Genomic DNA, 17,120 nt, shown 5'->3' on the forward strand with positions numbered 1-17,120 from the left:
CAACATCGGCAGCCCGGTCGTATCGGCGTTAAGCACGTCGGCTGTGCAGGTGTGGGCAAAGCGCGCGCGTTAACACATTGGCAACGAAGTGCCGCGCATTTTCAGGCTCCCATTAGTACAGGAGTCACCATGTCAGAGATCGGCGTTCCCGGCGCGCGGCTGCGGTCCTTCATCGAGCGGATCGAGCACCTCGATACCGAATTGGCGGAGCTGAACGAGCAGAAGAAGGAAGTGTTCGCCGAGGCCAAGGGTGAGGGCTTCGACGTCAAGATCCTGAAGGAGATCATCAAGCTCAGGAAGCAGGACCAGGACGAGCGCGACGAGCACGAGACGCTGCTCGACACCTATCTGCGCGCCATCGAGGCGGCCGAGACCGAGCAGACCAAGGTGCCAGAGAAGAAGGCGGCGTAAAGTCCGCCCTGATCGACAATGGTTGCGCGCGGCCTGCTTCGCTGCGCGCGCCCCGCCTCCCGGATTTCCCTTGCCGGGTTCCATCCGAGCCTCTAACGCTGCACCCAATTCCAGCAGTCCCGAGGACGAGATGACCGACGCGATGACCTGCCCGCAATGCCGTTCCGAGCACGCCTATCAGGACGGTGCGCTGTGGGTGTGTCCGGAGTGCGGTCACGAATGGAGCGGCGAAGCGGCCACTGCCGCGGCGGACGATACGAGCATCCGCGACGCCAATGGCAACGTTCTGGCCGACGGCGACAGCGTCATCGTCATCAAGGACCTCAAGGTCAAAGGCTCGTCCTCGGTCGTGAAAGGCGGCACCAAGGTGCGCAACATCCGCCTGCAGGACGCGACCGACGGCCACAACATCGCGTGCAAGATCGACGGCATCGGCCAGATGAATCTGAAGTCGGAGTTCGTCCGCAAGGCCTAGGCCAAGTCCCGGAACATTCGAACCGCCGCGGCGTTCGCATGGACAACGGGAGAATGGCCATGTTGACGGACGACCAGATCGCGACGCTCTCAGATATCGGCCAGGCGATCGCCTTCTCACCTGATCGACAGGACGAACTCGACGGCCTGATTCGCGAAGGATACGTCACCAAGGATGGTGACGTCTTCGAGCTGACGTCGAAAGGCCAGAAGGTCTTGACCGATCGCGGTGCCGGCCTCAACGAATCCTGAGCTGCCTAGATCCGAATCAGCTTGACCCTGGTGCCCCAGGGATCAGCCGTCTCGAGTCCATCGGATGACGTCGTGAGGGCAGCCCCCGCCTTGCGCAACCGTTCTTCCTGCGCCGCCAGCAACGCTTCGCCGCGCACCTCGAACGAGAACCACGACAAGCCCGTCGTCCGGTCATCGCGACGGCCGGCACCCGCGCTGCGCCAGGTATTGGCGCCGATGTGGTGATGATAGCGCCCCGACGAGAGGAAGGCGGCGCGATCGATGCTGCGGGTGGGATTGAGGCCGATCAACCCGGTGTAGAACTCGCTCGCCTGACTGAGATCCCCGACTTTCAGATGCACATGACCGATGCGCAAGCCGTCCGGGGCCGCGGCGTAGTTGCTGGTGCGGGTATCGGTTAAACTGACGAGATCGTCGACGTCGAGCTGCTCGGTGCCCATTCGAACGGAGCCATCGCGCCATTGCCAGAGCTCCGGCGCACGGTCGGCATAGACCTCGACGCCGTTGCCCTCGGGATCGTCGAGATACACGGCCTCGCTGACATTGTGGTCGGCAAAGCCGGTCAACGGCGTGCGATTGCGCGCGACATGCACCAGCCACCGCGCGAGATCCTTGCGCGTCGGCATCAGGAAGGCGGTGTGAAACAGGCCGGCCGACCGCGGCGACTCGCGCGCGGCCTCGGACTTTGGCTCGAGCTCGATCAGGGCCACTCCGCCAGCCCCGAGACGGACCGCAGCCTCGCTGCGTTGGAGGACGGTGAGACCGATCACGTCGCGGTAAAACGCCGCCACCTTGTCGGGATCGTTGACGCGAAGCGTGACCATGCCGATCCGGATCGGCGTACGGCTCGCGAAGGTCGGGCCGGCCGCTGCGCCCTCGCCACCTTCGGCGCGAGCGGCGCCGATAGCTGCCATCATCAGCGATGAAGCGCCGGCGAGCTCGAGCAACATGCGGCGCGTGACGTCGATTGTCATCATATCCCCCAGAAATGCCCCGTCTTCCTACGGAACTGCCTGCCGCTCGCGCAAGACCGGCGCGGGCCTGCGCCGTCACGAGCCCGTGACACTCGGTGGAGTTGACGTTCACGCCGCGCACATTCGGAGTTCACTCACGACGAAAGGTATTGGAGCATGGAACATCTCGTTCAGGCGCCGCGGGACTGCACAGAAGCTGCCTGTTGTTTTGCCTGTTGTTTGATGTCGTACGACGAGGCCTCGGCGGAGTGACATGACCGAACGCTGCAGCCACGATGATCCAACCTCTTCATCAGCAGCGCACGATCTGAAGATGCTGAATCTTGCGTGATCTCGGCAACCAACTCGTCACGCTTCTGTCGCTGCGAAGTAACACCCGTACCACTCCCTTCCGTAGCAGCACGGCCTGGATTCATAACTTGGCATGAACTCTGCTTTCCCGATCCTCACCGGGTCACACTCATCGGAGGCAGCTTCAACGTGCTCGTCACTCTCGTCGCACTACTTTGCAACGGCCAGCTCTGCATGGAGAAGGTCGTCACCAACAGCGAGATGTCCGGCATCACGATGGCGTCCTGTGCCGTCAATGCGCAGATCGGCATCGCCGACTGGATGTCCAAGGGTCCCTATCACGAGTGGCATCTGCAGAGTTACAAGTGCGTCGCCGGCAAGTACGTCCCCAAGACCAACGTGTGAGACCAACGTGTGAGACCAACGCCTGAGACCAACGGCTGAACCAGCGTCTGACGGCCCGTCGCGGCGGGCCGGTTCCGGGTGTCCGGATCCGGCCCCCGCGCAAGGCTCCAGGGATGTCCCATGTTCGACGCGAGCCGCGTCGCGTTCAGAACACGGTTAGTCCTGCGGACAAGCCGTTCGCATGCAAACGAGCTGCATCCGACGCAGTTTTCTTGGCGACTCCGGCCCTCGCGGCGCTGGCCCGCTTCGTGCAATGCTCCCTCGGCCAAGGAGGGATTGCGCCATGCCGTTCTACAGTTTTCATTGCGCCACCTGTGCGGAAGACATCGAGCTGCTGATCGGAATGTCCGAGAAGCCGGTCTGTCCGAGTTGTGGCGGCCGCAAGCTCACGCGACTGCCCTCGCTCCCGGCGCCGCCGGCGCGCAGCCCCGGCCTGATCCGAGCAGCGCGCGCCCAGGCGGCCCGCGAGGGGCATCTCAGCAATTTCAGCCGAGCCGAACGGAAGAAACGCTGACCTCCGGACGGCGATTCGCCGGTGCTAATCCGAGGTGATCTGCACCTCGGGCACGTTGTCCTCGGGATCGTCGATGTCGAGCCCGTCCTCCTCGTCGAGATCGATGCCTGACAGGCAAATGTCGCCGTCATCGATGATCAGCTCGATAGCGGTGAGGGCCTTGCCCTGGCATGGGCCGATGAAGCACTGGCCGGTATCCAGATCGAACTGAGCGCCATGCTGGCCGCAGACGAGGAAATTGCCCTCCTCGTCCATGAATTCACCCGGGCTCTTGTCGAGCCGGGCCCCCTGATGCGGACAGGCATTCTCGAAACCGTAGAAATTGTTGCCTTTGCGCGTGACCAGGATGGGCCAGGGCTTGGCGCTGCCGTCCGGCTCGCGGCGCTGAAGAATGAAGCCCCGCGCCGTGCCGTCGTCCACCTCGTAGGTCGCGCAGATCGCAAACAGCGTACTCATCACCTGCTCCTCCGGCGCTTCTGGCGCATTCGCGACAATGATCGCCTGAAGGTCGCGTGCAGCAAGCCGCATGCCAGCCTGGAGTCAAACACTCCGCTCAGACCAAGGACATCCCGACGCGGCCGATCCCCGGAAACTTCAGCGCCGGCCGCCTCATGTCGATCCCGAGCACCCCGCCGAAGAAGTTCAGCTCGACCCCTTCGATCCAGCCGATGGTGAGGCCGAGATAGCCGCCGAGCGACACGAACACGCCCGTTCGGGAGGCCGTCCGGCCCCACCAGCCATCGTAAGGAAAGTCCTTGCCGATCGCCGTCGGCGGCAGCACTGCGTTCAGCTCGGGGACCGCATTCAGCGCCGCCTGCACAAAGGTATTCGAGTTCGGTCCCGGCCAGGCATTGTAGTCGCCATAGGCCCGGAAACGATAGCTCTCGATCACGCCGCGGATCTTTGGAATGACGCGCTCGGCCGCTTCGCCATCGACGGCCAGCACGGTCTCGGGCAAGGCCCCGAACCAGCGGCCGTCGGGAGCAAAACCGTCCACGCGGATCGGCTCGCCCCAGGCCGTGTAGTCGTAGCGGGTGTAGCGCTGAGCACCCTTCTCCTTGACCACGATCCAGCTATGGACCGCGAAGATGCCGCGCCAGCGCACGGTGCGCGCAGCGAACACGCGGATGACCGCATCCGCATGCTGCGAAGGCGGCGGCAACAGCCCGGCGCTGGACCGGTCCGCGGTCTGCCAGCTGCCGCGGTGGTCGCCGCGCAGATACGCGGCGGCCGAGATCGAGATGGGGGCGATGATGAGCAGCAGGAAGACGAGCACGAGTTTCTTCACGGCGGGTGATGACAATGGATCGAACGGCAATACGACCCATGTAGTCATCACGGCCGCTGCCGCCAGCGCTAGCGATCGACCCTACCGGTGCGCGACATTCACAATCCGGACACCGCGCGCGGCGCCGGCGTCAGTGCCGCCGGAAACCGCCGACGCGACCACCTCCGCCGCGCGGAGAGCCGACGGCCATGCGCGATCCCCCCATCGCGGGACCGCCGCCGAAATGGGCCATCCCGAGCGGCGCCGAGCTTCCGGCGGTCACCCGCATTCCGCCCATCTGGGCGCGAGCGCTCTGCGGCACCCCGACCAGCCCAACGGTCCGCGCAGGCATGACTTGCGCAGGAGCCCGGGCAGGAGCTGCGGCCACGGGGGCTGGTGTTGTCGGCATGCGAGGCCCGGCGGGCCCCGCCACCGGCGCCGGTGTTGCCCCAGTCGCCATGCGCGGGGGCATTACCGGGCCACCTGCCATCCCGCCGCCGCCAACACCGTGAGCAACGCCGCCGGGCGCTCCGCCAATCATACCGGGCCGCGGTGAATGATGCGCAACGACCGGCGGATGCCGCTGCCAGTAGCGGTGCCAGAACGCGTGCCGGTGGAACCAGGGACGTCCGATGTAGAAACTGCTCCAGTAGGTCGTCAGCGTGAACGGGACGACGGGCACCACCTCGACGTAGTCGGGCACATAGACGTAGCGTTCGCCATAGAGATAGGCCAGCGTCCTCGCCGCCACCCAGCCGCGCTCGCGGGCAGAGCTGACATCGCACCACGCGCCGCCGTCGATGCAGCCATGAACCGTGACGCGCGCGCCGGCCGGAATGCGTTCGACGGCCGGAAAGCCGGGGCCCGGACCGGCGCGCATCGTGGCGGCGGTGCGGAGCAGCCCTGGAGCGGCGGCCAGAGCGGTGGAGGCCGGCGCCGCGATCAGCAGCGCTGCAACGAGATATGTCCTGAGCTTCACCACGGCATCCTCCTGATGGTTGTCCGGAGCCACCACAGCCACGATGGACGTCATCGTGGCTGTGCGAGCTCGAGCATGCGGCGGGAGGGATGGTTACAGCCTATCGCGGCAACCTCACGGCGATCCGTTGTCCGATAGAATCTGCGCGGCGCCGCCGAGCGCGCGGCGGAACGCCTCGTCGAACGTTACGCCGCGAAATTGCCACCGGTGCGACTTGCCGGCGTTTTCGAGGCGCCATTGAGTGGACCAGGCCAGCTCGGCATCGTCCCACGTAAGATGGCCGAACAATTGAACGTCGGCCGCGGGCATGTGAGCCGTGAGGGCCGCCGGCGTGGCCTGAATGAGATCGATGCCGTCGAAGCCCACATTCGCCACCGCGCTAGAGTTCGGCAGAACGACGTCGAGACCACGCTTGCCGGCTGCGGCATAGAGCGCGTCGCGCTGCAGATCGGATTGGCGGCCATCCGAGACGACGGCATAGCTACGACCGCCCGGCGTCATCACGATCATCGCCGCCATCGTCGGACGCCGTGCCAGCCACGGCTTGACGTGGAGGCCAACTAGCAGATCGTCGATCTTCGGGCGGTCGAACATCACCGTGAGATCGTATGGCCGGTCGCGCGTGCCCTGCTCATCGCGCTTCGGCTTGCCCGACATCTGATCGTGATAGTCGAAGCGCGTCACGAACTCAGCCGCGCGCGCCTTCAGCGGAGCAAGCCGCGGATCGCCGCTCAGCTGAAAGGCGCCGGAGACCTTGATCAGCACGTCTTCCAGGCATGCTGCGAAACCGACCTGGCGATTGTCCGCGCCCTGCCCGGTCACGACGGTCTGCGCCTGATAGAGACTGTCGGTCTCCGCGTCCGCGATGCTGAAGGCTCCGACCGCAAGCCAGAGCCCGAGACACCACGACATCCACCAGCGCGGAACGCCGAGCCGGGTCATCGCCGTCAATCGCGAACTACTTCTGCCGGTCGAGCTTGGTGATCGTCTTCGTCGCTCCGCTGTCGGAGGTCGTGAACGTCACGCGGTCGCCGGCATGGATGTTCTCAATCATCGCGCTCTCCTTGACCTTGAACTCTTCAGCCGCGCCAGCCGCATTCGCGCCGACGGTTCCATTCTGAACGCGTTTGATCGCAATGGTGCCGTTCAGACGATTGATGCTGGTCACCATCCCCGCCGTACCCTGCTCTGCGGCAAGCGCGGGCAGACCGGACGCGAGAATCGACATCGTCGCCAGAGTGATCCCAACTGCCTTCATCGCTGTTCTCCTGCTTCGCTTCGCGGCAAACAAAACACCACGAATTCTTTGGTTCCCGGAACCTGAACTTCACATGAAGCTCAACGCGGCCCTTTGCCGCGCCAGTGATCATCATCCGTTCGAGCGAAGACGCTCATCCTCGCCAGCAACGATCCACGCAGGCTCGCGGTCGACAGCATGTAATCGTCTCAGGTCAGATGTCATCGGGTGAAATCCGGGATTTTCCGGAAGCGTTGCACGGCAGCAACGACGCGGATGTAACGCCGAATTCATCATCGTGTCACGATGCAGCTTGACATGCTCCGCCGGCAGGAGGACCGTGCTGTGCGCGTCGGTTGGTTCGCTGCCGTCGATGATGGCGGGAGCGATGTCCGAAGTGCAACGGACGAACCGATGACAAAACGAACCGATGACAAGGAGGCTCGATGACTCCACCTCAGTACCAAGCGCGCTGATCGCGACGGTTATCGTTTCGGACCATCGCAGAGCGCCCATCGCGAACGGCACGCCGGGCCCGGCTTAGCGGGCTACATCAGCGAGGCATGGCCCCTTGCCCACCCGGCGCTGTGCCGTCCGTCCTTCGACGCGCGGCGTCAACTCTCGGCAGTCAACTCTCGGCAGTCACCTCTCGTCAGTCACCCCTCGTCAGCCCAATCGCGTTAGCTGTCCATTATCCAGCTATCCAGCCCAGGCGATCGTTTCAACGATCGTCGCGAGCCGAAATCTGGCGCGCCGGATGTCCGGCCCCCTTCGTGCATCCGGGCGTCAACGCTCTTTGCCAGAACGGAGTGGCGCGATGGCCGCAGCCATCGCGCACGACCCATGCGTCATTGTTACTTGCTGTAGTCGTAGAAGCCCTTGCCCGTCTTCCGTCCAAGTTGGCCCGCGGCCACCATCTCCTTCAGCAGCGGCGCCGGACGATACTTCGGATCGTTGAAGCCGTTGTAGAACACCTCCATCACCGACAGCATCGTGTCTAGACCGATGAGATCGGCCAGCGCGAGCGGCCCGATCGGATGATTGCAGCCGAGCTTCATGCCTTCGTCGATATCGGCGGCCGTCGCGATGCCTTCCGAATACGCGAAGATTGCCTCGTTGATCATCGGGCACAGGATGCGGTTCACAGCAAAGCCCGGGCTGTTCTTGGCGGTGATCGCGACCTTGCCGATGCGCTTGGCGAAATCGGCGGCCGCCGCATGCGTGGCATCCGAGGTCTGCAGGCCGCGGATCAGTTCGAGCAGCGCCATCATCGGCACCGGATTGAAGAAGTGCATGCCGATGAAGCGGTCGGGCCGGTCGGTGGCCGTGGCGAGCTTGGTGATGGAGATCGACGAGGTGTTGGTCGCGATCAGCGCTTCGGGCTTCAGGGCCGCACAGAGATCCTTCAGGATCTTGAGCTTCAACTCCTCGTTCTCAGTCGCAGCTTCGATCACGAGATCGCAGCTCGACAGCTTGCCCTTGTCGGTCGTTCCCGTGATGAGCGAAAGCGCCTTGTCCTTGTCGGCGGCGGCCATCTTGTCCTTCTTGACCAGGCGATCGAGACTGGAGCCCACCGTCGCCAGCCCACGCGCCACCGCCTGCTCGGAGATGTCGACCATGACGACCGGTACGCCGGCCGCCGCGCAGACCTGCGCGATACCGTTGCCCATGGTGCCTGCCCCGATGATGCCGACCGTCTGAATCATTGCTGCTGCCTCTCCGTCGCTTGTCCGAGGGGACCCTGCCCCGCTCTGCGCCCGTGCTTAACAGGCTATCGCGCGGCCGGGTAGACCCCAGGCCGGCGGCACAGGAACGGATGCGAGCAGCTTCCGTTGGTCGTTGGCTCGGCCCAATGGACGCGCCGGGCGCAGCAGCGCGGAGGCGGACATGGACGGCGGAGCAGCGACATTCTGGGGCTGGGGAATCGGCATCGTCATCCTCGGCCTGATCCTCGCTTATGCGGCGACACGGTCGGGGCGCCTGCGGCCCGGCGAACGCGCCAGGCTCGATGAACGGACGCGGGACTCACTCGCCGCGCATGACCGGGCGGAGCGCGTCAGCGGCGCCGGCTCACATGTGCCGGGCATGCAGAGCAACACACCCTATGCGCTGCTAATTCCGATCGTCGTGGTCATCGGCGCCATTGCGCTGATGTTGTGGTCCTTCGCCGGCGACCGCGGCCCGCGCCAAGCTGCCGAGGGCAACGCCCCGCAGACAAGAAGCCAGCAGACCACGGGCGCCGCGCCGAACCAGAGCCAGCCAGCCGCTCCGGCCCCGGCAGCGCCGCGCAATGACACCGGCAGTGACAGCGCGCGCGGCGCGGCCCCGCTCAACAAGAGCCAATGACCGAGGCGGGCGGCGCTAGTCGCTCCCGGCCGGCTGCCGCCGCAGCCTGATCTCGACTTCCCGCTCGACGAAGTCCCATTCCCGGGTGGCGCGCAGCTCGGCGAGAAGATCGTCGAAGGCGCGCCCGTGCTCGGGCGCGAACTCGAACCAGGTCAGAAAGTCGAAGGGCTCCGGCGTTTCGAGATCGCGGCAATGATGCAGCCGCCGCGCGACCGGCGGCAGATATCGCAGCCCGATGCTAGTGTGCCGTGACTGGTCCTCGAAGATCGCCCGCCGCTCGTCCTGCGGCAGATCCCACCAGGCGCCGGACTTGCGGATCGGGATCAGCGCCGCGCAGGTCGCCTCGGTCCGTCCGAGGCCGGCCTGCACCGAGCCGAGCGCGCCCTGCTCGGTCCGCGTCGTGTAGCGCATGTTGCTGGTCACGCCGCTCAGCGACCACACAGCATGCTCCGCCGCAACGCGGCCGGACCGCACCTGCAACCGGTCGACCGTGGGGAGCGGCGCGCCGCGAAAGGCGCGAATCTCCACCACCGACCAAGCTCCCTCGGCTCCGCCGACGAACGAGAACAGACGTTGATTGACCATCACGATGCGCGAGAACCTCCGGCCCATCGTCGATCATCGTGCTGCGAGCGGACGCAGGCAATCGCAAAACGCAGGCGTCTCCTGCCCATCTGTTGGGCGCAGCATCACCGATTTGGGAAGCGCGATCGGAACGCACGCTGATGCCCGAAGTTCTCCGCGGGCAGGCAACGGGCGCTTTCGTCGGCGAGCATGATTGCCGACGGCGTCGGAAATGCGGTCTGGCGCGTCACAACGTCCGGAAGCTCAAGCATCTTTGTAAAGAATGGAGAACGGCATGGGACTGGCACAATACGCGATCGTCGCGGTCGGCGATCACTGGAGCGTGCTGCACGACGGCAACGCGCATGGCGACTACGCCACCAAGGAAGCGGCCTTCGAGTCCGCGGCAGCGGCAGCAACGCTGGCGATCAAGCAAGGCCATGAGGTCCATCTGAGCATTCCCGGGAACGATCCGGATCGTTCGAACAACTAATCTATGCTGTGCCGCGCTCGATTGTCGTTCCGCGGATCGTGATCTGCACACTAACGTGGGTTAGCGACAGCGACACGCCAACGTCGGAAGCTTCTGTGGGGGTCGACACAGGAGATCCGCGATGGTGATGAAGAGAAACCGACAGAAGCATACGATCTCGTTCGGCGACAGACTTCAACGGGCGGCTGCCGCGGCGCGGCAGGCTGCGGCACGACTTCCCTCTGGCCCGGAACGCGATCTGATGTTGAAGAAGGCGATGCAGGCCGAGACGGCCGCGCACATCAACGAGCTGCTGAGCGCACCCGTCATGCATGCCGCACAGCGCTGACGAGCGGATATTCGCGTCGAACATGTTGCGCCCCGCCTGATCTTCCCTTGCCAATCATTGTTGGAACAAGCGGCATTCCAGCGCGTCTTTCCGAGATCGGACGCTCGGTGAGGCGTGAATGGCGCGTGTTGTGGTCGGCACATCGGGGTGGCATTACGGCTCCTGGCGCGGCGCCTTTTTTCCCCTGAACTTGTTGATCCGACACCAGCTGTCCTACTACGCCAGTCAGTTCGACACGACGGAACTGAACGGCGTCTTCTACCGGACGCCGACGGACGCGGCGGTGCGCAGCTGGCACGACCAGACCGGACGAGACTTCGTCTTCGCCTGGAAAGCGTCGAAGTTCATCACACATTGGAAACGGCTGTCCGCCCGCTCGGCCAACAGTCTCGAACTGCTGGAGAGCAGGTTGTCCCTGCTGGGCGAAAAGGCCGGGCCGGTGCTGTTTCAACTGCCGCCGCAATTCGAAGCGGATACCGACCGTCTCGGCTCTTTTCTAAAACTGCTGCCGGCCCACCGACGCTACAGTTTCGAATTCCGTCACCCGAGCTGGTACACGCCGGCCGTCATGCGCCTGCTGCGGGATGCAAACATCTCGCTGTGCCTGTCGGACCATCACGATGCACCGGCGCCGTGGCGGCGCACCGCCGATTTCGTCTATGTGCGTGGGCACGGGCCCGGCGGCCGCTACAAGGACAACTACCCGGACACAACGCTCGCGGCCTGGGCCAAGCGCATCCGTGCGTGGTCGGCCCACGGCATCGACGTCTACGTCTATTTCGACAACGACCAGAAGAGTGCGGCTCCCGCCGACGCTTTGCGGCTACGACGCCAATTAGATGCGTCCGGTCACGACGGCCGTCGCGGGTCTCGCAAGGAACATCGGCGTCAGCTCTCGGTTTAGGTCTGCAACCAAACGAGAGGAACGATCCATGAGACGCACGCTCATTGCGCTCGGCTGCCTGATGCTGGCGGGCCCTGCCCTTGCTCAATCCGTCGGAGAGAAGACCGGCGTCAATTCGGCGCTCGGCATCGCGCCAAGCACGGAGGACTTCGTCAAGCAGGTCGCCATCAGCGACATGTTCGAACTGCAATCGAATCAGCTCGGCGAGCAGAAAGGCAACGCGCAGGAAAAGACCTTCGCCGCGCAGATGGTCAAGGACCATACCAAGACCTCCAGCGAGCTGAAGAGCATGGTCGAAAGCGGCAAGGTCAAGGCGACATTGCCGACGGCGCTCGACAGCGCGCATCTGAGCAAGCTGGACAAGTTGAAGGCCGCCAACGGCAAGGAGTTCAGCGACGACTTCTCCGACATGCAGGTCAGCGCCCACAAGGACGCGGTGTCGCTGTTCGAGCGCTATGCCAAGGGCGGCGACAATCCCGCCTTGAAGGACTGGGCTGGCAAGACTCTCCCGGCCCTGCAACACCATCTCGACATGGCGCAGAATCTCGACAAGGCCAAGTGAACGACGTCGCGCCGGTGCCGAAACGGCGCGCCCTGCTCGGATCGTCCGGGCCGACCGAACGAGCGCTGGTCCCTCGCGGTCCAGCGCTCACCACCCGCGCTTCGCGCCGCGCGGCCGCCAGCGGGCACGGGTCAGGCGATGCTTTGCCAGACGAGCGCGACCTGTTTCAGTTATTGTTTGTCAAACCCATTGCGGATTGCATGAGATCTTCGGGCCAGCGAGCCATTGTCGGAACATCGGCTCGCTGGTTGTACCCGGATTGATTGCCCTTCTCATTAGTGCGACGCCAGTTCACCCGCGGCCGATATCGTTGCCGTTCCGCTCCGCTGATGAGTTCGTTGGGCCGCTCCTTCTCAATGGTTCCATCGCTCATCGAGAAAGATGCAGCTTCAATGTGTCGCCGTGCTAACATAGGTTATTGAAGCAAGACGTCCTGGAACCCCTATAAGCCCAATTGGGGGAACCGCTCCTTGAGTCATCTCGTCCGTAAGCTCGAGAATTTCGTCCGCCTTTCGGCGGCCGACCGCCTGATGCTCAACCGCGCCGCGGCGCAGCGGGTGAGGACTTTCGCGCCGCGGACCGACATTGCCCGCGAGGGCGAGAAGCCCAAGGACGTCCATCTGATCCTTAACGGCTGGGCCTGCCGCTACAAGCAGCTTGAGGACGGCCGCCGCCAGATCGTGTCGTTCTTCCTGCCGGGCGACATCTGCGATCTCAACATCTTCATCCTGCGCGAGATGGATCACTCGATCGGCACGATCACCTCGGTCTCGATCGCCGACCTGCCGCGCGAATTCTTCGACGAGATCAGCGCCGGTTATCCGCGGATCGCCACAGCCTTCTGGTGGGAGACGCTGGTCAATGCCGCGATTCAGCGCGAATGGACCATGAATCTCGGGCAGCGTACGGCGTCCGAGCGGATGGCGCATCTGTTGTGCGAGCTGTACTTCCGGCTCCGTCTCGCCGGTCTCGCTGACGCCAACAGCTGCAGCTTCCCGCTCACCCAGGCCGATCTCGCCGAGGCGACCGGGCTTTCCAAGGTCCATGTCAACCGCACGCTCCAGGAGCTGCGGGCGAGCAACCTGATCGTGCTCAAGGGCAAGATGCTGGTACTCCCCGACCTCGAGCGCCTGATGAGCGCCGGCCTGTTCAACGCGAATTATTTGCATTTGGAGCGCGAAGGTCGTCAACTCGACGCGAATGAATGAGACGGTCGGCACGCTCGGCAAGACGGATTGCGCAGTGCTGACCGGCTCGGGCACTCTGCCGGGGAAACGGCGATGGTCGAACAGCGGATGGTTGACGGCAGCTTCGAGCAGGAGATCGTGCAGCGCCTCGGCCTGGTGCCCAACCTGTTCAGACCGGCGCCACCCGCACCGGACAGCACCCGGCAGCTATGGCAGTTCGCAAAATCGGCCTATCTCGATGCTCCCCTTCCGGACCTGTTCAAGGCGCGTCTGGCGGTCCACCTGTCCCGTCTTGGCCGCTCGCCCTATTGCCTGGCCAGGCATTTCGGTTTCCTGATCGGACAGGGGCACCCTGAAGGCGCCCATGCGTACGACCCCGAGGCGATCGCACGCGCCCGGCCGTTGCTGACGCGCCCCCTGGCCGACCCAGTGCGTATCGGGGCGTCGTTGGACCGGCTCGAAGCCGGCCCGGCCCCGCTGGATATTCCCGCGCCCGACAGCAATGGAGAGGCCGACCTGTTCGACGCGGCAGCGGCACTGTTCATACAGGGGGACGCTGCGGACAGGGCGCGCTGCATCCTCCGCCGCGTCTTGGGCAGCGACCGTTTCGAGCTGCTCGCCGCCCTGCTCACCTATTTGCGGATGGCGCAGTTCTGGGCCGACATGCACCCAGACCTCAGGATCGACCCCGACATTCAGGCCCTGCTCCAGGCCGCACCCGAACTTGCCGAGAGCCTGCGCCTCGAAGAGCTTGCAGCGGCCGCGGACTCGCGTCCCGCCGCCTCCGGGCCGAACGGCAGCCACGCCAGCGATCACCGGCTGCAGCGCCTGCTGGAGATCGACTCGGTCGGCGTGCTGTTCTTCGACCATGCCGAGGGCACCCTGATCGATGCCAACGACGCGTTCCTGGACATGACCGGCTATTCCCGTCAGGACGTGGCGAGCCGCCAGCTGACATGGCAGGTCCTGACGCCGCCGGAATGGATCGAGCGGTCCGCCGCCCAGGTCGAGCTGTTGCGACAGACCGGCCGGATCGGTCCCTATGAGAAGGAATACTTCCGCAAGAATGGCGAGCGGTCCTGGATGATGTTTGCCGGCCGCGATCTCGGCGACGGCACGCTCGTCGAGCTCGCGATGAACATCGACGACCGCAAGCGCACCGAAGCCGCCCTGCGCGACAGCGAGGCGCGCTTTCGCCAGTTCGGCGAGGCGTCCTCGGACGTGGTGTGGATCCGAAACGCCGACAGCCTGCAATGGGAATATCTGAGCCCGGCCTTCGAGGCGATCTATGGCGTCCCTCGCGATGTCGTGCTGCAAGGCGACCACCTCACATCCTGGCTCGAGCTGATGCAGGAGGACGACCGGCCACGCGTGATGGAAGGCCTCGAGCGCGTCAGGCAAGGGGAGCGCGACAGCGTCGACTTTCGCGTCATCAGGCGGACGGATGGCGCCGCGCGCTGGCTGCGCATCCGGAGTTTTCCCATGGTCGATCACGCCGGCCGCGTGCAGCGAATCGGCGGCATCACCCAGGACATCACGGCGCTGGTCTCGGCGGCCGAGGACGAGAAATTGCTGCGCGCCGAGCTGCAGCACCGCGTCCGCAACCTGCTCGCCGTGATCCGCTCGATCATCCGGCGGACCGGAGATTCGAGTGACAATGTCGAGGATTTCGCCAGTCATCTCGAGGGGCGGATCGCGGCGCTGTCGCGGGTCCAGACCGTCGTCACCCGCGACCCGCTCGCCGGCTTCGATCTCGCTGAGCTGATCGCCGATGAGCTGCGTGCGGGCGCCGCGCGCGAGGACCGGCAGATTTCGTTGTCCGGCCCGCCGGTGCGGATCAACGCCAAGGCGGCCGAGAGCATCGGGCTCGCCATCCACGAGCTGGCGACCAACGCCTTGAAATACGGCGCGCTGACCGTGCCGCGCGGCTTCATCAGGATCGAATGGCGCCTCGACGAAAGCGATGCGGACCACTGGGTGGTGATCACGTGGAAGGAGACCGGCCTGTCGGGCCGCCCGCTCGACGCGTCACGGTCGGGCTTTGGGACGATATTGCTGGAGCAGATGCTTCCCTACGATCTTGGCGCGCATGTCGATCGACGCTTCGAACCGAACGGGCTGCGTTGCGAGATTCGGCTGCCGGCCGCCGACATCCTGAAGCGCTGAAAGCGCCTCTTGCGAGCCCGTATGGCTTCGACAGTCGGCAGTAATGGCCGGTCTGGTTCCAGCAGCCCCGCGCCATCGGCATAGCCTTCGCCGTTCATTCGGGCTATGCTTCAAGCCTGCGGCCTGAGGTAGAGGCCGCTGGCATCGCGCAACCGCCTTGTCTTCGCCCAGGTTTGGGCTGATACGGCTGAGCGCGGCGCAAAACAGTGAATTCGCCGAGCCTCGAGGCCGCGGAATGATGATGGGACGTTCCGAGGCATCCGGCTTAGCCAGCAACTACGATCGCCGTGCTCACGCAAGAGTGTGAGCACGAGGGACAACCGGTATCCAGGTTCTGTGCGGATGCGGCCGATCGGCCGAGCGTCGCATGACGTCAGCGTCATGTGCCGCGTGGCCATCGGGCGCAGGACGATGAAGCGTTGGTACGACAGCGTTAGTACGACGACGTGTTGGTACGACGACCATCGGGACAGAGCCGAGCGCCGCCGCCGAGGCGGACGACAACGGAGGACGGAGCGTCAATGCTTGCAACGACGACCACGAAAGACAGCGATCAGCAGCCTCATGCGATGATCGATCCCGATATCGTGCTGGCCGCGCGCGCGGATCGCGCAACCGTCGAAGGCGAGCGCCGCAGCGCGCAACGGCCGCCGGACGTTCCTCTTCCCAAGATCGATCCTGAATTCCGCGCGCAGGCCAGCAGCAATCCCGCCGCATCTCGAGAACGGAGCACGCTGGCAACGTGGGTCGTCCGCACCGTTCTCGCCGTGCTGTTCGCGGTCGGCAGCGCCGTCGCAGCCGCCGCCTGGCAGAGCTATGGAGACCAGGCGCAGGAGATGATCGCGCATTGGATGCCGCGGATCTCCCTGGTGTCGAATGCCGACAAGGATGGCTCCGCGGCGCCGACGGCAACGTCGCCGCAGGAGACCGTTGCCGCGGCACCGGCGCAGGACCACGCGACGACGGGCGCGATCGGCCCGACCGGCGGCCAGGACCAGGCGCAGCTGCTGCAGTCGATGGCCAACGACCTTGCCGCCCTGAACCAGCAGATCAGCGAGCTGAAATCGAGTCTGGCGCAGTTGAAGGCCGGCCAGGAGCAGATGGTCCGCGACATGGCCCGGGTCGCCGAGGCCAAGCCGGCCGACCGCCCGAGCGAACGGACGGCGGAAGCGAGGCCGTTCGACCAGCGCGTGATCGAGCAGGCCATCCGGCCGCGCCCTGCCCCGCGCCCGGCGACAGCGGCCGTGACGCCGGCCCAGCCAGCGGCCGCCGTGCCGCACCGGCCCCGTCCCGCGGCGCCGTCCACGGCCAGCATGGTTCCACCGCCGCCGGCTCCGATGGCGCTGCCGTCCGCTCCGGCACAGGACCCGGACCAGCCCGTGGTGCGTCCGCCGATGCCGGTGCGCTGACCCGGGCGGCCCTGGGTGAATTCTGGCCCGGAACATCGCTTGCCCGCGCCCACCTACGGAGATCAACGGAACTTGTGGCCACGAGGCTTTTGGAGCTAAGCCATTGCGCCTGACATGCGCATTTGCCGAGGAACTCATGAGCCTGACCGATCCGACCAGCCTGTCCGCCTCCGACCTCGCAGACCGCATCGCGATCCTGCGGGACAACATCCGACAGATCACCGAGCAGGCCGCGTCGCAGTCGGGCGCCGCCGATGAGGAACGCAATGCCGACCGCCTCGCGCAACAGAGCGAGGAACTGGAGGTCCTGCTCAAGGAGCAGGAGCGACGGCTGAACAAGTAGCTGGTCGTTCGTCC

General features: G+C 65.1%; 22 protein-coding genes. 14 read left to right on the forward strand and 8 right to left on the reverse strand.

What is annotated here, in order from left to right; all coding sequences use genetic code 11:
* Positions 1–129: 129 nt before the first annotated feature.
* The 3 genes from ACQR0Z_RS19220 to ACQR0Z_RS19230 all read left to right on the forward strand — a co-directional run bounded on the left by ACQR0Z_RS19220 (position 130) and on the right by ACQR0Z_RS19230 (position 1,137).
* Entirely contained in the window at positions 130–411 is a 282-nt protein-coding gene (locus tag ACQR0Z_RS19220) for a DUF2312 domain-containing protein (protein ID WP_434861348.1), read from the forward strand.
* Between the two features lie 130 nt (positions 412–541).
* A complete protein-coding gene (locus ACQR0Z_RS19225; RefSeq protein WP_434861347.1) occupies positions 542–886 on the forward strand; it encodes a zinc ribbon domain-containing protein YjdM in 345 nt (114 codons plus the stop codon).
* Between the two features lie 59 nt (positions 887–945).
* Positions 946–1,137: a hypothetical protein gene (locus ACQR0Z_RS19230; protein ID WP_434861346.1), complete on the forward strand. Its 192-nt coding sequence runs from the start codon at positions 946–948 to the stop codon at positions 1,135–1,137.
* A gap of 5 nt (positions 1,138–1,142) precedes the next feature.
* On the opposite strand, the gene ACQR0Z_RS19235 is transcribed toward ACQR0Z_RS19230, so the two are convergent.
* Positions 1,143–2,111 carry a VOC family protein gene (locus ACQR0Z_RS19235; RefSeq protein WP_434919810.1) on the reverse strand — a complete coding sequence of 323 codons (969 nt, stop codon included), beginning with the start codon at positions 2,109–2,111 and terminating at the stop codon, positions 1,143–1,145.
* 480 nt (positions 2,112–2,591) lie between these two features.
* On the opposite strand from ACQR0Z_RS19235, the gene ACQR0Z_RS19240 reads away from it, so the two are divergent.
* Complete coding sequence (locus ACQR0Z_RS19240) at positions 2,592–2,807, forward strand: hypothetical protein (RefSeq protein WP_434861344.1); 216 nt, start codon at positions 2,592–2,594, stop codon at positions 2,805–2,807.
* 283 nt (positions 2,808–3,090) lie between these two features.
* The gene (locus ACQR0Z_RS19245; RefSeq protein ID WP_434861343.1) at positions 3,091–3,321 is read left to right on the forward strand and encodes an FmdB family zinc ribbon protein; all 231 of its coding nucleotides are present in this window, start codon (positions 3,091–3,093) and stop codon (positions 3,319–3,321) included.
* Between the two features lie 24 nt (positions 3,322–3,345).
* Here the strand turns inward: ACQR0Z_RS19245 and ACQR0Z_RS19250 are convergent, their stop codons facing one another.
* The 6 genes from ACQR0Z_RS19250 to ACQR0Z_RS19275 all read right to left on the reverse strand — a co-directional run bounded on the left by ACQR0Z_RS19250 (position 3,346) and on the right by ACQR0Z_RS19275 (position 8,510).
* Positions 3,346–3,777: a Rieske (2Fe-2S) protein gene (locus tag ACQR0Z_RS19250; protein WP_434919668.1), complete on the reverse strand. Its 432-nt coding sequence runs from the start codon at positions 3,775–3,777 to the stop codon at positions 3,346–3,348.
* A gap of 97 nt (positions 3,778–3,874) precedes the next feature.
* Positions 3,875–4,597 carry a DUF3750 domain-containing protein gene (locus ACQR0Z_RS19255; protein WP_434861356.1) on the reverse strand — a complete coding sequence of 241 codons (723 nt, stop codon included), beginning with the start codon at positions 4,595–4,597 and terminating at the stop codon, positions 3,875–3,877.
* A 142-nt stretch (positions 4,598–4,739) separates the two neighbouring features.
* Positions 4,740–5,621, reverse strand: a complete 882-nt coding sequence (locus ACQR0Z_RS19260) for an SH3 domain-containing protein (RefSeq protein ID WP_434919669.1) — start codon at positions 5,619–5,621, stop codon at positions 4,740–4,742.
* A 60-nt stretch (positions 5,622–5,681) separates the two neighbouring features.
* Entirely contained in the window at positions 5,682–6,509 is an 828-nt protein-coding gene (locus ACQR0Z_RS19265) for a DUF2066 domain-containing protein (RefSeq protein WP_434919811.1), read from the reverse strand.
* A 16-nt stretch (positions 6,510–6,525) separates the two neighbouring features.
* A complete protein-coding gene (locus ACQR0Z_RS19270) occupies positions 6,526–6,825 on the reverse strand; it encodes a copper-binding protein (RefSeq protein ID WP_434861340.1) in 300 nt (99 codons plus the stop codon).
* Positions 6,826–7,658: 833 nt separating this feature from the next.
* Positions 7,659–8,510, reverse strand: a complete 852-nt coding sequence (locus ACQR0Z_RS19275) for a 3-hydroxybutyryl-CoA dehydrogenase (RefSeq protein ID WP_434875860.1) — start codon at positions 8,508–8,510, stop codon at positions 7,659–7,661.
* Positions 8,511–8,691: 181 nt separating this feature from the next.
* Here ACQR0Z_RS19275 and ACQR0Z_RS19280 point away from each other — a divergent pair, with 181 nt between their 5' ends.
* Positions 8,692–9,150, forward strand: coding sequence for a hypothetical protein (locus ACQR0Z_RS19280; RefSeq protein WP_434919670.1), 459 nt, complete (start codon positions 8,692–8,694; stop codon positions 9,148–9,150).
* A gap of 15 nt (positions 9,151–9,165) precedes the next feature.
* Here ACQR0Z_RS19280 and ACQR0Z_RS19285 read toward each other — a convergent pair whose 3' ends face one another.
* On the reverse strand, positions 9,166–9,762 hold the full coding sequence (locus ACQR0Z_RS19285) for a chlorite dismutase family protein (protein WP_434919671.1): 597 nt from the start codon (positions 9,760–9,762) through the stop codon (positions 9,166–9,168).
* A 247-nt stretch (positions 9,763–10,009) separates the two neighbouring features.
* Between ACQR0Z_RS19285 and ACQR0Z_RS19290 the strand changes: the two genes are divergently transcribed.
* From ACQR0Z_RS19290 to ACQR0Z_RS19325, 8 genes are all read left to right on the forward strand, one after another.
* Positions 10,010–10,207, forward strand: coding sequence for a hypothetical protein (locus ACQR0Z_RS19290; RefSeq protein ID WP_434861336.1), 198 nt, complete (start codon positions 10,010–10,012; stop codon positions 10,205–10,207).
* A 121-nt stretch (positions 10,208–10,328) separates the two neighbouring features.
* A complete protein-coding gene (locus ACQR0Z_RS19295) occupies positions 10,329–10,535 on the forward strand; it encodes a hypothetical protein (RefSeq protein WP_434861335.1) in 207 nt (68 codons plus the stop codon).
* A gap of 118 nt (positions 10,536–10,653) precedes the next feature.
* Entirely contained in the window at positions 10,654–11,439 is a 786-nt protein-coding gene (locus ACQR0Z_RS19300; RefSeq protein ID WP_434919672.1) for a DUF72 domain-containing protein, read from the forward strand.
* A gap of 28 nt (positions 11,440–11,467) precedes the next feature.
* Positions 11,468–12,001, forward strand: a complete 534-nt coding sequence (locus ACQR0Z_RS19305; protein WP_434919673.1) for a DUF4142 domain-containing protein — start codon at positions 11,468–11,470, stop codon at positions 11,999–12,001.
* Positions 12,002–12,471: 470 nt separating this feature from the next.
* A complete protein-coding gene (locus ACQR0Z_RS19310; protein ID WP_434861332.1) occupies positions 12,472–13,209 on the forward strand; it encodes a Crp/Fnr family transcriptional regulator in 738 nt (245 codons plus the stop codon).
* A 72-nt stretch (positions 13,210–13,281) separates the two neighbouring features.
* A complete protein-coding gene (locus ACQR0Z_RS19315) occupies positions 13,282–15,354 on the forward strand; it encodes a sensor histidine kinase (protein ID WP_434919674.1) in 2,073 nt (690 codons plus the stop codon).
* A gap of 521 nt (positions 15,355–15,875) precedes the next feature.
* The gene (locus tag ACQR0Z_RS19320; RefSeq protein ID WP_434919675.1) at positions 15,876–16,763 is read left to right on the forward strand and encodes a hypothetical protein; all 888 of its coding nucleotides are present in this window, start codon (positions 15,876–15,878) and stop codon (positions 16,761–16,763) included.
* A 136-nt stretch (positions 16,764–16,899) separates the two neighbouring features.
* Complete coding sequence (locus ACQR0Z_RS19325; protein WP_434861354.1) at positions 16,900–17,106, forward strand: hypothetical protein; 207 nt, start codon at positions 16,900–16,902, stop codon at positions 17,104–17,106.
* The last annotated feature ends 14 nt before the right edge of the window (positions 17,107–17,120 follow it).

Source organism: Bradyrhizobium sp. HKCCYLS3077, assembly GCF_051167555.1.
GTDB lineage: Bacteria > Pseudomonadota > Alphaproteobacteria > Rhizobiales > Xanthobacteraceae > Bradyrhizobium.

What these genes read in the sequence shown, in the direction of transcription:
- ACQR0Z_RS19325 (WP_434861354.1), top strand. Translation starts at nt 16,900, where the DNA reads ATGAGCCTGACCGATCCGACCAGCCTGTCCGCCTCCGACCTCGCAGAC.
- ACQR0Z_RS19230 (WP_434861346.1), top strand. Translation starts at nt 946, where the DNA reads ATGTTGACGGACGACCAGATCGCGACGCTCTCAGATATCGGCCAGGCG.
- ACQR0Z_RS19220 (WP_434861348.1), top strand. Translation starts at nt 130, where the DNA reads ATGTCAGAGATCGGCGTTCCCGGCGCGCGGCTGCGGTCCTTCATCGAG.
- ACQR0Z_RS19320 (WP_434919675.1), top strand. Translation starts at nt 15,876, where the DNA reads ATGCTTGCAACGACGACCACGAAAGACAGCGATCAGCAGCCTCATGCG.
- ACQR0Z_RS19315 (WP_434919674.1), top strand. Translation starts at nt 13,282, where the DNA reads ATGGTCGAACAGCGGATGGTTGACGGCAGCTTCGAGCAGGAGATCGTG.
- ACQR0Z_RS19235 (WP_434919810.1), bottom strand. Translation starts at nt 2,111, where the DNA reads ATGACAATCGACGTCACGCGCCGCATGTTGCTCGAGCTCGCCGGCGCT.
- ACQR0Z_RS19280 (WP_434919670.1), top strand. Translation starts at nt 8,692, where the DNA reads ATGGACGGCGGAGCAGCGACATTCTGGGGCTGGGGAATCGGCATCGTC.
- ACQR0Z_RS19245 (WP_434861343.1), top strand. Translation starts at nt 3,091, where the DNA reads ATGCCGTTCTACAGTTTTCATTGCGCCACCTGTGCGGAAGACATCGAG.
- ACQR0Z_RS19300 (WP_434919672.1), top strand. Translation starts at nt 10,654, where the DNA reads ATGGCGCGTGTTGTGGTCGGCACATCGGGGTGGCATTACGGCTCCTGG.
- ACQR0Z_RS19275 (WP_434875860.1), bottom strand. Translation starts at nt 8,510, where the DNA reads ATGATTCAGACGGTCGGCATCATCGGGGCAGGCACCATGGGCAACGGT.
- ACQR0Z_RS19305 (WP_434919673.1), top strand. Translation starts at nt 11,468, where the DNA reads ATGAGACGCACGCTCATTGCGCTCGGCTGCCTGATGCTGGCGGGCCCT.
- ACQR0Z_RS19270 (WP_434861340.1), bottom strand. Translation starts at nt 6,825, where the DNA reads ATGAAGGCAGTTGGGATCACTCTGGCGACGATGTCGATTCTCGCGTCC.
- ACQR0Z_RS19295 (WP_434861335.1), top strand. Translation starts at nt 10,329, where the DNA reads ATGGTGATGAAGAGAAACCGACAGAAGCATACGATCTCGTTCGGCGAC.
- ACQR0Z_RS19290 (WP_434861336.1), top strand. Translation starts at nt 10,010, where the DNA reads ATGGGACTGGCACAATACGCGATCGTCGCGGTCGGCGATCACTGGAGC.
- ACQR0Z_RS19265 (WP_434919811.1), bottom strand. Translation starts at nt 6,509, where the DNA reads ATGACCCGGCTCGGCGTTCCGCGCTGGTGGATGTCGTGGTGTCTCGGG.
- ACQR0Z_RS19250 (WP_434919668.1), bottom strand. Translation starts at nt 3,777, where the DNA reads ATGAGTACGCTGTTTGCGATCTGCGCGACCTACGAGGTGGACGACGGC.
- ACQR0Z_RS19285 (WP_434919671.1), bottom strand. Translation starts at nt 9,762, where the DNA reads ATGGGCCGGAGGTTCTCGCGCATCGTGATGGTCAATCAACGTCTGTTC.
- ACQR0Z_RS19225 (WP_434861347.1), top strand. Translation starts at nt 542, where the DNA reads ATGACCGACGCGATGACCTGCCCGCAATGCCGTTCCGAGCACGCCTAT.
- ACQR0Z_RS19260 (WP_434919669.1), bottom strand. Translation starts at nt 5,621, where the DNA reads ATGACGTCCATCGTGGCTGTGGTGGCTCCGGACAACCATCAGGAGGAT.